The organism is Pseudomonas frederiksbergensis (assembly GCF_003732665.1).
Taxonomy (GTDB): Bacteria; Pseudomonadota; Gammaproteobacteria; order Pseudomonadales; family Pseudomonadaceae; genus Aquipseudomonas; species Aquipseudomonas frederiksbergensis_G.
In genome coordinates, this window is record NZ_MOBP01000005.1 from 427749 (window position 1) to 441055 (window position 13307).

Genomic DNA, 13307 nt, shown 5'->3' on the forward strand with positions numbered 1-13307 from the left:
CGCCTGTTCAATTCTTGTGGCGTGAAGAGATCGCTTCCAGTTGTTTGTTCAGCGCTTCCTTGCGTTCGGCGGGGATGTCGTTCCAGTGCACGTCCATCAGGGCGCCTTCGATTGCGTACAGCAACACCTTGGACGCCCGGAACCCGCGCGTGCGCACGGCCCGATAAGCGTCCACCGCCCCCAGGCGACGCAAGTCCGAGGCACTGTGGATGCCCACGGCATGCAGCCACTGTGCCGACGTCTTGCCAAGATTCTTCAGGTGTTGCAGTTCATCATTCATCAAGCCTCCTTGCGACGGCCGAACGGTGCGTGGGCGAGCCTTTGAGGAGTGTAGCCATCAGTAGGAAAAGCGTGATTGTTTGGTCGGATTCGACGCAAAAGCTTCTAAGCGGCGCGTTCGAAGGGCTGCGAATGCAGTAGAGGAGGGCGACACAATCCCTTGTGGGAGCGGGCTTGCTCGCGAAAGCGGCGTGGCAGGCGAAATGAATGTTGAAGGTTAAACCGCATTCGCGAGCAAGCCCGCTCCCACAGAAATTGCGTCGTGTCAGGTTTTTAGCGGGTGCGATAACGCAGGCGTGTCCCGAAGTTCATCGACATCAGAATCTCGTCGGCACTCAGCTCGGGCGGGAAGTAAGCGCCGGAGATTTGCGCATGGGCTAGGCTCGCGCCTTCCAGGGACGCATTACGAAAGTCGATGCCGCGCAAATCGGCGGAACGGAAGTAGGCATCGGTAAAGTCGACGCCATCGGCGTTCAGTTCACGCAGGTCGAGACCACGGAAATCGCCGCCGACCATATTGATCGGGCCGTCTAGAGGGCGTTCTTTGTTGAAACCTGTGATGTCGTCTTTGTGCAGCAAGGCATAAAGCGGGGTGTCGAGAAGTTTCGGCTGGCTCATGTCACATCACCTGTTGGTTTTATGACGCCAGTATAGTGCCACTATTTGACAGCCGTGAAGCCGGTGAAGGCTCCACGGCTGAAATAGTTTTTTACAGACCTGGCATGCGTTGGCGAATCTGCGCCACGACCGTGTCCAGGGTCCCGCTTTCGTTGGTCTGAACCCGTTTGCTGCACAGGATCTCGGCCGGGGTCAGTGCTTCGCGGCTGGCTTGCTGGTCGGCGATAACGGCTAGGTTGGCGTCGGACGGATCCTTTTTGTCTGCCTGACGCAGGGCCAGCCAGGTCTCGATCACGGCTTGCGGCGCGTTGCAGTCCAGGATCAGGAACGGTGCACCGGTGGCTTCGGCAATTTTTGCCGCGCCGTCACGCTGATCGCGCTTGAGGTAAGTGGCATCGATCACCACCGGGAAACCGGCGCGCAGGATGATGGCGGCGATGTCATGCAGGCGGGTGTAGGTCGTGGCGCTGGCGTCAGCGCTATAGATGCCGGCATGGGGATCGTTCTGAACCGTTTGCTCGCCGAACAGACGCTTGCGTTCGACATCGGAACGCAGGCGAACGGCGCCCAGGGCTTCGACCAGACGCATGGCCACGCGGCTCTTGCCGACTGCGGAAACGCCGTGGGTAATCGCCAGGAAACGCGAAGGAATGGTGCTGTAGCTTTCCGCCAGGTTGGTGTAGTTGCGGTACTGGCGCAGGGTGGTGGCGCGCTGCACCGGATCGGCCTCGGCCGGCATGCTGAACAGGCTGATCTTGGCGCGAACCAGGGCGCGGTAGGCTTTATAGAAGTTCAGCAGCTCAAGGCCCTGGTAATCGCCGGTCAGCTCCAGGTACTGGCTGATGAAACGGCGGGCCAGGCTTTTCAGGCCACGGTCTTCCAGGTCCATCGCGAGGAAACCGGTGTCGGCGTAGACGTCGGTGAAGCGGAACGGCTCGTTGAATTCGATGCAGTCGAAGATCACGACCTTACCGTCGATCACGGTGGCGTTGCCCAAGTGGATGTCACCGTGGCATTCGCGAATGAAACCTTCGGTCTTGCGTTGGTTAAACAGCGACTTCAGACGTTCGAAGCTGCTTTCGGCCCAGGCTTGCAGGGCGTCGAGTTGCAGCAGGTCGGCTTTATCGCTGAGGAACGGGCGGATCTGTTCAAAGTTCTGGCGCACCGGTGCCATCACGGCGTCCGGGGTGCCGGCTTCGTGTTCAGCGGGGACTTTCGGTGCGGTGAGGTGGAATTGCGCGATTTGCGCGGCCATCTCGTCGATGTGCGCGGTGGTCAGTTCGCCGTTGGCTTGCAGGGTGCTGAGCAATTGGCTTTGCGGGAACTGGCGCATTTTCAGGGCGAAATCGACGACCGGGCCATCACCGCCCAGTTGTGGTGCTTCAGCGCTGCCAGTGATCGGCAACACTTCCAGATACAAATCGTTGGTCAGGCGTTGGTTCAGACGCAGCTCTTCGCCGCAGAAATGTTCGCGAGCATCGAGGTTGGTGAAGTCGAGGAAACCGAAATTCACCGGTTTCTTCACTTTATAAGCAAAGGGACCCGTGAGGATGACCCAGGAGATATGGGTCTCGATAACCTGGAACCCCTCAACGGGATGCGGGTAGAGGGCCGGGTTTTGCAGGGCGGCAATCAGGGACTGGCTCACAGGCGATCCTTCAGAGTCTGGGGAAAATTCACGGCCGCCATTATGGCCGCAAGTCCGCCGGACGCAAACCTCGGCAGGCTCCTGTTGAGTATGAATAAAGTGCGTATAATCCGCCGCCATGACTCGTACTCGATCCCCTCGCAGCAAAAAAAAACCACCTTCCAAGGGCCTTAGCCCGTGGTTGAGCTGGGCCATTAAACTCAGCCTGGTCGGCCTCGTCGTGCTCGCCGGGTTCGCGGTTTACCTGGATGCCATCGTCCAGGAAAAATTCTCCGGCAAGCGCTGGACCATTCCGGCCAAGGTGTACGCCCGCCCGCTTGAACTGTTCACCGGGCAGAAGCTGAGCAAGGACGATTTCCTCACCGAACTCGACGCCTTGGGCTACCGACGCGAAGCCGTGAGCAACGGACCCGGCGCGGCGGCGGTCAACGGCAACACCGTCGACCTGAACACCCGTGGCTTCCAGTTCTATGAAGGCCTGGAGAAACCGCAGCCCGTGCGCGTGCGGTTCTCCGGCGACTACGTGGCCGAACTCTCGGCGACCAACGGTTCGAAGCTGTCGGTGGTGCGCCTTGAGCCGCTGATGATCGGCGGCATTTACCCGAAAAACCTTGAAGATCGGATCCTGATCAAAATCGATCAGGTCCCGCCGTACCTGCTGGAAACCCTGGTCGCCGTGGAAGACCGGGATTTCTATCACCACTGGGGTGTGTCGCCGAAGTCGATTGCCCGGGCCGTCTACGTCAACACCTCCGGCGGCAAGATGACCCAGGGCGGCAGTACGCTGACGCAACAATTGGTCAAGAACTTCTACCTGACCAGCGAACGCAGCCTGACCCGCAAACTCACCGAAGCCATGATGGCGATGCTGCTGGAGTTGCATTACGACAAACGGGAAATTCTTGAGGCTTACCTCAATGAAGTGTTCGTCGGTCAGGATGGCCAGCGCGCTGTGCACGGTTTTGGCCTGGCCAGCCAGTTCTTCTTCGGCCAGCCATTGTCCGAGCTGAAACTGCATCAAGTCGCGTTGCTGGTGGGCATGGTCAAGGGACCGTCCTATTACAACCCGCGTCGCAATCCTGAGCGAGCGCTGGAGCGACGCAACCTGGTGCTCGATGTGCTTGAGCAACAGGGCGTCGCCAGCGCCGAGCAAGTCGCTGCGGCGAAAGCCATGCCACTGGGCGTGACCACTCGCGGCAAACTGGCCGACAGCTCCTTCCCGGGCTTTATCGATCTGGTTAAGCGTCAGTTGCGCGAAGACTATCGCGACGAAGACTTGACCGAAGAAGGCCTGCGGATTTTCACCAGTTTCGACCCGATCCTGCAGATGAAGGCCGAAGCCTCGGTCAACGACACCTTCAAACGCCTGGCCGGGCGCAAAGGTTCGGATGACGTCGAAGCGGCCATGGTCGTGACCAACCCGGAAACCGGTGAAGTCCAGGCCATGATCGGCAGTCGCCAGGCGAGTTTTGCCGGTTTCAACCGGGCGCTGGATGCGGTACGGCCGATCGGTTCGTTGATCAAGCCGGCGGTATACCTGACCGCACTTGAAAAGCCGAGCCAGTACAGTTTGACCAGTTGGCTGTCGGACGAATCCTTCTCGGTGAAGGGCGCGGACGGTCAGGTTTGGAAGCCGCAGAACTATGATCGCCGTTCCCACGGCACCGTGTTTCTGTACCAGGGATTGGCGCATTCCTACAACTTGTCGACGGCGCGTCTGGGCTTGGAGCTGGGCGTGCCGAATGTCCTCAAGACCTTGGCCCGCCTGGGCGTGACCCGCGAATTCCCGGCGTTCCCGTCGATGCTGTTGGGCGCCGGTGGCATGACGCCGATGGAAGTGGCGACCATGTACCAGACCCTGGCCAACGGTGGGTTCAACACACCGATGCGCGGGATTCGCAGCGTACTGACCGCCGAGGGCGAGCCGCTCAAGCGTTATCCGTTCCAGATTCAGCAACGGTTCGATCCGGCGTCGATTTTCCTGATTCAGAGCGCCATGCAGCGGGTGATGCGCGAAGGTACGGGTAGCTCGGTTTATAACGTATTGCCGAAAACCCTGACCCTGGCGGGCAAGACCGGGACCAGTAACGATTCCCGTGACAGTTGGTTCGCCGGTTTCAGCCAGGATCTGCTGGCGGTGGTCTGGCTGGGGCGCGACGATAACGGCAAGACGCCGTTCACCGGTGCGACCGGTGCGTTGCAGGTCTGGACCAGTTTCATGCGCAAGGCCGACCCGCTGCCGCTGGACATGCCGCAGCCGGACAACATCGTTCAGGCCTGGGTTGATTCGCGCACCGGGCAAGGCTCTGATGCCAACTGCCCAGGTGCGGTGCAGATGCCGTATATTCGCGGCAGCGAACCGCCTCCCGGCGCCGCTTGTGGTGGGGAAACTCCCGCTTCCGGCGAAACGGTGATGGATTGGGTCAAGGGCTGGATGAATTAAGCAAAGAGGGTTTCACGTGAACAAGTGGTTGATTCCAGCGGTTACCGCCGTGGCTTTGCTCAGCGGTTGCTCCACCGTACAACGGGGTTCGATTCCGGTTGTGGATTCCGGCAGCGCGGTATCCAACAGCGAGCGGATTCAGGCGAATGGCGGTTTCCGTCAGACGACCGTGAAGCGTCCTGTACAAGGCCAGGTTCAGGCGATCCCGCAAGGTGATACCGGCGTGGTGGTGATGGTCCCTGGCGGTGGCGCCGTGAGTTCGGCGCCGATCAGCACTTCGCCGATCACCCCGGGGCCGATTACGCCAGGCCCGATTGACACGTCGCCGGTTCAATCCGCGCCGATCAATCAAGGCAGCTACAGCATGCCGTCGACGCCGAGCGGGATTCCTTCGGCCAGTACGGGTGGTGGTTTGTCGGCGGATGAGCAACTGGACGGTCCGGTCCTCGCTTTGCTGACGACCGCGCAACAGCAACAGGCCGGTGGCGACCTTAACGGCGCGTCCTCCAGCCTGGAGCGTGCCCAGCGCGTGGCGCCCCGTGAGCCGCAAGTGCTTTATCGCCTGGCGCAGGTGCGCATGGCCCAGGGCGATGCACCACAAGCCGAGCAGTTCGCCCGTCGTGGTCTGACGTTCGCCAGTGGTCGTCCGGATCTTCAGGCCAGCCTGTGGGAATTGATCGCCCAGGCCCGTGAGAAACAGGGCGATTCCGCTGGCGCTGCCCAGGCCCGTCAAAAGGCCAAGGTTGCGCTGTGATGGATGCACGTTTCCCAAGGATTGCCGAGCAGTTGCTGCTGATTGAGCGTGAGCTGCGGATTCAGGGCTGGTGGGACGAGGTCTCGCCCAGTGCTGAAGCGCTGTCCAGCGTCGAACCGTTTTCGGTCGACACCCTGGACTTCGAGCAATGGCTGCAATGGATATTCCTGCCGCGCATGAAGGCGATCCTCGAACAGGATCTGCCTTTGCCCAATGCGTCGGGCATTCAGGAGATGGCCGAGATGGTCTTCGCCGCTCGTAATGTCCAGGGCAAGGATCGGCAACTGCAAGTCTTGCTCAAAGAGTTCGACCTGCTGATCACCGCCTCCCGCTAACACCGACCCCTTGTAGGAGCGAAGCTTGCTCGCGAAGGCGGCATAACATTCAGCACATTTGTTGAGTGTGATGCCGCCTTCGCGAGCAAGCTTCGCTCCTACAGGGGGGGTTATTGGCAGTTATCGGCGATTTGTTTCTGTGCTTCGGTCATGCGCTCCTGACGTGTCTGGTCGGTCAGGCGGCGCATCTCACCGTCAATTTCTTCCCGTAGTCGCGGATTGTTCTGTAGCTGAGCAAGGTTGGTCCGCGCCTGCTCACAGAACGCCTTGAGTTGGGCCTGCTGCGCGGCGACCTGCTTTTTCACGTTCTTATCGATGGCCTGCTGATCACCCAGCACATTGCTGCGTTCCGGCGCGGGCGGTTTGCCGGCGGACGGGGCGGGCGTCACCACGGTGGTCGCTTGCTGGCCTTGGGGCGGCAGGGCATCGAAGTGTGTCACGCCTTGGGCGTCGACCCACTTGTAAATCTGCGCGGCCATGCACAAAGGGCTCAGGGCGATCAGCAGACCGGCGGTGAAGAAGAGGGTACGCATGCCATTTCCTTGTCATAAGTTGCGCAATTGAAGCTAACACACTCGCGGTTTACGGGTTTTTTCTTGCGTTCTCATGTGCTTACTCACAATAAAGCACATACACGGCTTGACTTGCAGAGGACGAAACAGAAGAATCCAAAGTCCGCTGTAGAGGGACTGCCAGAAGCAGACCCACTCGGCAGATCATGAGGCGCATACCCGCGCCGACCTGTTACACCCGCAACGCGTTACCTCGCGCTGGGTGGGAAAGGCCCGCAACACTTGGGACGATCCCAATACTTGCTCAGTCAGTGCTGACGTAGTCGGCGACCACCGTCGCTCATGCTCTGCCGAGAAGTAAACCTATTAAGACCCGTCCTCTTGTGAGTGGGCGGTATTCTGGCGTTTTAGAGGTGAACAACGTGGAGCTTTTATCTGGCGGTGAGATGCTCGTCCGCTTTTTGCGTGACGAAGGCGTCAAATATATCTACGGGTACCCGGGTGGTGCTCTTCTTCATGTCTACGATGCCCTGTTCAAAGAACCGGAAGTGACCCACATCCTGGTTCGTCACGAACAAGCGGCTACCCATATGGCTGACGGCTATGCCCGTGCCACCGGTAAAGCCGGCGTGGTACTGGTGACTTCCGGTCCTGGCGCAACAAACGCCATCACCGGTATCGCCACCGCCTATATGGACTCCATTCCGATGGTGGTCATTTCCGGCCAGGTGCCTAGCACCATGGTAGGCACCGACGCGTTCCAGGAAACCGACATGATCGGTATCTCCCGGCCGATCGTGAAGCACAGCTTCATGATCAAGCACGCCTCGGAAATCCCGGAAGTCATGAAGAAAGCCTTCTACCTGGCGCAATCCGGTCGTCCGGGCCCGGTCGTGGTCGATATCCCGAAAGACATGACCAACCCGGCCGAGAAGTTCGAATACATCTTCCCGAAAAAAGCCAAGCTGCGTTCCTACAGCCCGGCCGTTCGCGGCCACTCCGGGCAAATCCGCAAGGCAGCAGAAATGCTCCTGGCGGCCAAGCGTCCGGTGATGTACGCCGGCGGCGGTGTGATCCTCGGTGGTGGCTCCGCGCCGCTGACCGAATTGGCGAAGATGCTCAACCTGCCAGTGACCAATACCCTGATGGGCTTGGGTGCCTACCCTGGCACCGACCGTCAGTTCATCGGCATGCTCGGCATGCACGGCAGCTACACCGCGAACCTGGCGATGCACCATGCCGACGTGATCCTTGCAGTCGGTGCGCGTTTCGATGACCGCGTGATCAACGGCCCGGCGAAGTTCTGCCCGAATGCCAAGATCATTCACATCGACATCGACCCGGCTTCGATTTCCAAGACCATCAAGGCCGACGTACCTATCGTCGGTCCGGTCGAGAGCGTCCTGACCGAAATGGTCGCGATCCTCAAGGAAATCGGCGAGACCCCGAACAAGGAGTCCGTGGCCAGTTGGTGGAAGCAAGTGGATGAGTGGCGCGGTGATCGCGGCCTGTTCCCTTACGACAAGGGCGACGGCAGCGTCATCAAGCCGCAGACCGTGATCGAGACCCTGTGCGAAGTGACCAAAGGCGATGCCTATGTTGCATCGGACGTGGGTCAGCACCAGATGTTCGCCGCGCAGTACTACAAGTTCAACAAGCCTAACCGCTGGATCAACTCCGGCGGCCTGGGCACCATGGGCTTCGGTTTTCCGGCGGCCATGGGCATCAAGTTGAGCTTCCCGGATGCCGACGTCGTCTGCGTGACGGGCGAGGGCAGCATCCAGATGAACATCCAGGAACTGTCCACCTGTCTGCAATATGGCTTGCCGGTGAAAATCGTCATCCTGAACAACGGTGTTCTGGGTATGGTCCGCCAGTGGCAAGACATGAGCTACGGCAGCCGCCACTCGCATTCCTACATGGAGTCGTTGCCTGATTTCGTCAAGTTGGCGGAGGCCTATGGTCACGTCGGCGTGCGCATCACCGAATCGAAAGATTTGAAGACGAAGATGGAAGAGGCGTTCGCCATGAAGGATCGTCTGGTGATCATCGATGTTTCGGTCGACACCAGCGAGCACGTCTATCCGATGCAGATCAAAGACGGCTCCATGCGCGATATGTGGCTGAGCAAGACGGAGCGTACTTAATCATGCGGCACATTATTTCCTTGCTTCTGGAAAACGAACCCGGCGCTCTGTCTCGTGTAGTTGGCCTGTTTTCGCAGCGCAACTACAACATCGAAAGCCTGACTGTGGCCCCGACCGAAGACCCGACGCTGTCGCGCCTGACGTTGACCACGGTTGGCCACGATGAAGTCATCGAGCAGATCACCAAGAACCTGAACAAGCTGATCGAAGTGGTCAAATTGGTCGACCTGTCGGAGAGTGCTCACATCGAGCGCGAGCTGATGCTGGTCAAGGTCAAGGCCACTGGCGCCCAGCGCGCCGAGATCAAGCGCACTACCGATATTTACCGTGGGCAGATCGTCGATGTCAGCGCCAGCGTGTATACCGTTCAACTGACCGGTACAAGCGACAAGCTCGACAGCTTCATTCAGTCCATTGGCACCGCATCGATCCTGGAAACCGTCCGTAGCGGCGTAACCGGTATTGCTCGCGGCGACAAAGTACTCAGCATCTAAACCAAATTAGCGAATGGCCTGAACGGCCTGGATATATAGGGGAATTTCATGAAAGTTTATTACGAAAAAGACTGCGACCTGTCGATCATCCAGGGCAAGAAAGTTGCCATCATCGGTTACGGTTCCCAGGGCCACGCTCAAGCGTGCAACCTGAAAGATTCCGGCGTTGACGTGACTGTCGGCCTGCGTAAAGGCTCGGCCACTGTTGCCAAGGCAGAAGCCCACGGCCTGAAAGTGACTGACGTTGCTTCCGCTGTTGCTGCTGCCGACCTGGTCATGATCCTGACCCCGGACGAGTTCCAGTCCGCTTTGTACAAGAACGAAATCGAGCCGAACATCAAGAAAGGCGCCACCTTGGCCTTCTCCCACGGCTTCGCGATTCACTACAACCAGGTTGTTCCGCGTTCCGACCTCGACGTGATCATGATCGCGCCGAAAGCACCGGGCCACACCGTGCGTTCCGAGTTCGTCAAAGGCGGCGGTATCCCTGACCTGATCGCTATCTACCAGGATGCTTCGGGCAACGCCAAAAACGTTGCACTGTCCTACGCTGCTGGCGTTGGTGGCGGTCGTACCGGCATCATCGAAACCACCTTCAAGGACGAGACCGAAACCGACCTGTTCGGCGAACAGGCCGTTCTGTGCGGCGGTACTGTTGAACTGGTTAAAGCCGGTTTCGAAACCCTGGTTGAAGCTGGCTACGCGCCAGAAATGGCCTACTTCGAATGCCTGCACGAATTGAAACTGATCGTTGACCTCATGTACGAAGGCGGTATCGCCAACATGAACTACTCGATCTCCAACAACGCTGAATACGGCGAGTACGTGACCGGTCCGGAAGTGATCAACGCCGAATCCCGTCAGGCCATGCGTAACGCCCTGAAACGTATTCAGGACGGCGAATACGCCAAGATGTTCATCAGCGAAGGCGCGACCGGCTATCCTTCGATGACCGCCAAGCGTCGTAACAACGCCGCTCACGGTATCGAAATCATCGGCGAGCAACTGCGCTCCATGATGCCGTGGATCGGTGCCAACAAGATCGTCGACAAAGCCAAAAACTAAGTCGCACGCTTGTACGGAAAACGCGGCCTAGGCCGCGTTTTTTCGTTTGGATCGCCGGTTCTGGTATAAAGCTGCATCGTTTGCGGCCGAACCGTCGTCCCAGACACCTGTCGAAACTTTCCACCCTGTTGCAAGGTAATGTCCATGAGCGAACGTCCCGAAGAGCCAAACCAGGCTCCTGACGCCGAAAGTCTGTTGCCCATCGATGAGCACATCGAGGAAGGGCATGACGCTGAAGGTCGTAAAGTCCGGCATCGTGGTATCTATCTTCTGCCGAATCTTTTCACCACTGCGAACCTGTTCGCAGGGTTCTATTCCATCATCAACTCCATGAGTGCCCAGGCTGCGTTGAGCGCCGGTGACTCGGTGAATGCGAGCAAGTATTTCGCCTTCGCCGCCATCGCGATCTTCGTCGCCATGGTGCTCGACGGCCTGGATGGCCGGGTTGCGCGCATGACCAATACCCAGAGTGCCTTCGGTGCCGAGTATGACTCGCTGTCGGACATGGTCGCCTTCGGTGTTGCGCCGGCGTTGCTGGCGTTCGGCTGGGCCTTGGGTGACATGGGCAAGGTTGGCTGGATGGTTGCCTTCATCTATGTCGCGGGCGCGGCGTTGCGTCTGGCCCGGTTTAACACTCAGGTCGGTACTGCGGACAAGCGCTACTTTATCGGTCTGGCCAGTCCGGCTGCCGCCGGCGTGGTGGCGGGGATTGTCTGGGCGTTCAGCGATTACGGCATCCAGGGTTCCAAGATGTCGTTCCTGGTGGCCTTGATGGTTGCGGCTGCCGGCATGCTGATGGTCAGCAACATCAAGTACAACAGCTTCAAGGAGCTGGACTTGAAAGGACGCGTGCCTTTCGTGGCGATCCTGGCAGTGGTGCTGGTGTTTGCCGTTGTGTTCAGTGACCCGCCGCGCATTCTGCTGCTGGTGTTCCTCGGGTATGCGGCCTCTGGTCCGGTTCAATACCTGTTGCGTCTTCGTCGGCACAAAAACGCCGAGTGATGTAATTTCCCTCATACTCCGCAGTCTGTTGGTGCATCTGTCCTCCAATGCTGCGGAGTAGCCATGCTGATTAAAGTCCCCAAAGCGTCCGACTGCTATGAGTCGGACGTTACGCCTGAATCCTTCTATCTGTCTCGTCGTAATGTGCTCGGTGCTGCCGTGGCCGGCTTGGCCGTGAGCACGCTTCCTCGCTGGGCCAACGCCGATGAGGCTGCGCGCTATGCCGATGTCGAACCTGGCAAGGCGCCGTCCTGGTTTGCCGAAAAACTGCCTTCTACTAAATGGGGGGCAGTGAACGTCAAGGATGAGGCGATCACCCCGTTCAAGGATGCGACCCACTACAACAACTTCTATGAGTTCGGTACTCATAAAGGTGATCCGGCGGCCAATGCTGGCGCACTGAAGACTGAGCCATGGAGCGTGGTGGTGGATGGGGAGGTGGGCAAGCCGGGCAGGTATGCGCTGGAAGACTTCATGAAACCTTACCAACTGGAGGAGCGGATCTATCGTCTTCGCTGTGTGGAGGCGTGGTCGATGGTGATTCCCTGGATCGGTTTTCCCATCTCGGCATTGCTCAAGGAAGTCGAGCCAACGTCGAATGCCAAATACATCCGCTTCGAAACCCTGGAAGATCCGAAGAGCATGCCCGGGCAACGATCCGGTTTTGCGTTGATCGACTGGCCTTATGTAGAAGGGCTGCGCCTGGACGAAGCGATGAATCCGTTGGCGATTCTTGCGGTAGGGATGTATGGCCGTGAACTGCCGAATCAGAACGGCGCACCTCTGCGTTTGGTGGTGCCGTGGAAGTATGGCTTCAAGAGTGTTAAATCCATTGTGCGCATCAGTCTGGTCAGCGAGCAGCCGAAGACGACTTGGCAGAGCATTGCTTCGGATGAGTATGGTTTCTACGCGAACGTGAACCCGACGGTCGATCATCCGCGTTGGACCCAGGCGCGGGAGCGGCGCTTGCCCAGTGGTCTGTTCAAGCCGAATGTGCGCGACACGCAAATGTTCAACGGCTACTCGGATGAAGTCGCTTCTCTATATACAGGGCTCGATTTGCGGAAGAACTACTGATGCGTTTTGCGGTTTGGCGGGTTTTTGTCTTTGTAGCTATCGCGGTCTGGCCGCTTCTTTGGCTGTATCAAGCCTGGGCGGATGTGCTCGGACCTGATCCGGGCAAAGTCCTGGTTGATCGCTTGGGGCTGGGCACGCTTGTCCTGCTGCTCGTTACGTTAAGCATGACGCCCTTGCAGAAGCTGACCGGGTGGGCGGGTTGGATTGCTGTCCGGCGGCAGTTGGGGTTGTGGTGCTTTGCCTATGTCGTCCTGCATTTGAGTGGGTATACGGCGTTCATTCTTGGCTTCGACTGGTCGCAGCTAGGCGTTGAGCTGCGCAAGCGCCCTTACATTATTGTCGGGACACTGGGGTTTCTGTGTTTGCTGGCACTGGCCGTGACGTCCAATCGCTACAGTCAGCGCCGTTTGGGGGCGCGCTGGAAGAAATTGCATCGACTGGTCTATGTGATTCTCGGGCTGGGTTTGCTGCATATGTTGTGGATCGTTCGCGCCGATCTGAAGGAGTGGGCGGTTTATGCTTCTATAGGGGCGTTGCTGATAGTGCTGCGGATACCACCTGTAGCGCGTCGAATCCCGCGTTTAACGGCTAAAAAGACACCTTCTGCAAGAAAGGCGTAATTAAGGGTTGACGGCAGATTCTGGAAGTCTATAATTCGCCCCACTTCCGGCGCAGTCTAAACGGAAAACTCCTTGGTAAACAAAGAGTTACGCAGGTTTCGGCAGTGAGTTGCTTCAGGTCATCGAAGCGCGAAAGGGGTTGAAAAAGAGGTGTTGACAGCAGCGAGTAACGCTGTAGAATTCGCCTCCCGCTAACGAGAGATCGAAAGCGCAAGTGGTTGAAGTTGCAAAGGAAACTTTGAAAACTTCTGAAAATAACCGCTTGACAGTAACCGGTGCTGCTGTAGAATGCGCGCCTCGGTTGAGACGAAAG

13 protein-coding genes and 1 pseudogene are annotated in these 13307 nt (G+C 58.5%); 9 read left to right on the forward strand and 5 right to left on the reverse strand.

Going from position 1 to position 13307, the window contains the following annotated elements; translation table 11 throughout:
- Positions 1 to 7 precede the first annotated feature (7 nt).
- The 3 genes from BK665_RS09810 to BK665_RS09820 form a co-directional block, all read right to left on the reverse strand.
- Positions 8 to 280, reverse strand: coding sequence for a TfoX/Sxy family protein (locus BK665_RS09810; protein WP_007971093.1), 273 nt, complete (start codon positions 278 to 280; stop codon positions 8 to 10).
- Positions 281 to 552: 272 nt separating this feature from the next.
- Positions 553 to 897 carry a pentapeptide repeat-containing protein gene (locus BK665_RS09815; RefSeq protein WP_123404977.1) on the reverse strand — a complete coding sequence of 115 codons (345 nt, stop codon included), beginning with the start codon at positions 895 to 897 and terminating at the stop codon, positions 553 to 555.
- 91 nt (positions 898 to 988) lie between these two features.
- The gene (locus BK665_RS09820; protein ID WP_123404979.1) at positions 989 to 2545 is read right to left on the reverse strand and encodes a bifunctional aminoglycoside phosphotransferase/ATP-binding protein; all 1557 of its coding nucleotides are present in this window, start codon (positions 2543 to 2545) and stop codon (positions 989 to 991) included.
- 118 nt (positions 2546 to 2663) lie between these two features.
- Here BK665_RS09820 and mrcB point away from each other — a divergent pair, with 118 nt between their 5' ends.
- Genes mrcB through BK665_RS09835 form a run of 3 tightly spaced genes read left to right on the forward strand, consistent with a single transcriptional unit; the run spans position 2664 to position 6077 of the window.
- Entirely contained in the window at positions 2664 to 4988 is a 2325-nt protein-coding gene (gene mrcB, locus BK665_RS09825) for a penicillin-binding protein 1B (protein ID WP_123404980.1), read from the forward strand.
- Positions 4989 to 5004: 16 nt separating this feature from the next.
- On the forward strand, positions 5005 to 5742 hold the full coding sequence (locus tag BK665_RS09830) for a tetratricopeptide repeat protein (RefSeq protein ID WP_123404982.1): 738 nt from the start codon (positions 5005 to 5007) through the stop codon (positions 5740 to 5742).
- Positions 5742 to 6077 (forward strand): YqcC family protein, encoded by a 336-nt coding sequence (locus BK665_RS09835; RefSeq protein ID WP_123404984.1) that lies wholly within the window; start codon positions 5742 to 5744, stop codon positions 6075 to 6077. The genes BK665_RS09830 and BK665_RS09835 overlap by 1 nt, the downstream gene beginning before the upstream one ends.
- 110 nt (positions 6078 to 6187) lie before the next feature.
- Here BK665_RS09835 and BK665_RS09840 read toward each other — a convergent pair whose 3' ends face one another.
- The gene (locus BK665_RS09840) at positions 6188 to 6610 is read right to left on the reverse strand and encodes a DUF4124 domain-containing protein (RefSeq protein WP_123404986.1); all 423 of its coding nucleotides are present in this window, start codon (positions 6608 to 6610) and stop codon (positions 6188 to 6190) included.
- 401 nt (positions 6611 to 7011) lie between these two features.
- Between BK665_RS09840 and BK665_RS09845 the strand changes: the two genes are divergently transcribed.
- The 6 genes from BK665_RS09845 to msrQ all read left to right on the forward strand — a co-directional run bounded on the left by BK665_RS09845 (position 7012) and on the right by msrQ (position 12994).
- Entirely contained in the window at positions 7012 to 8736 is a 1725-nt protein-coding gene (locus BK665_RS09845) for an acetolactate synthase 3 large subunit (RefSeq protein ID WP_123405014.1), read from the forward strand.
- A 2-nt stretch (positions 8737 to 8738) separates the two neighbouring features.
- The gene (gene ilvN, locus BK665_RS09850; protein WP_003176102.1) at positions 8739 to 9230 is read left to right on the forward strand and encodes an acetolactate synthase small subunit; all 492 of its coding nucleotides are present in this window, start codon (positions 8739 to 8741) and stop codon (positions 9228 to 9230) included.
- A 48-nt stretch (positions 9231 to 9278) separates the two neighbouring features.
- Positions 9279 to 10295, forward strand: a complete 1017-nt coding sequence (ilvC, locus tag BK665_RS09855) for a ketol-acid reductoisomerase (protein ID WP_123404988.1) — start codon at positions 9279 to 9281, stop codon at positions 10293 to 10295.
- A 144-nt stretch (positions 10296 to 10439) separates the two neighbouring features.
- Positions 10440 to 11297, forward strand: a complete 858-nt coding sequence (pssA, locus tag BK665_RS09860; RefSeq protein WP_054055323.1) for a CDP-diacylglycerol--serine O-phosphatidyltransferase — start codon at positions 10440 to 10442, stop codon at positions 11295 to 11297.
- A gap of 63 nt (positions 11298 to 11360) precedes the next feature.
- Positions 11361 to 12374 (forward strand): protein-methionine-sulfoxide reductase catalytic subunit MsrP, encoded by a 1014-nt coding sequence (gene msrP, locus BK665_RS09865; protein ID WP_123404990.1) that lies wholly within the window; start codon positions 11361 to 11363, stop codon positions 12372 to 12374.
- Complete coding sequence (msrQ, locus tag BK665_RS09870; RefSeq protein ID WP_123404992.1) at positions 12374 to 12994, forward strand: protein-methionine-sulfoxide reductase heme-binding subunit MsrQ; 621 nt, start codon at positions 12374 to 12376, stop codon at positions 12992 to 12994. Before msrP ends, msrQ begins: the two co-directional genes overlap by 1 nt.
- Positions 12995 to 13108: 114 nt before the next feature.
- Here msrQ and BK665_RS34610 read toward each other — a convergent pair.
- Positions 13109 to 13307 (reverse strand): annotated as a pseudogene (locus tag BK665_RS34610) (hypothetical protein); the annotation flags it as partial.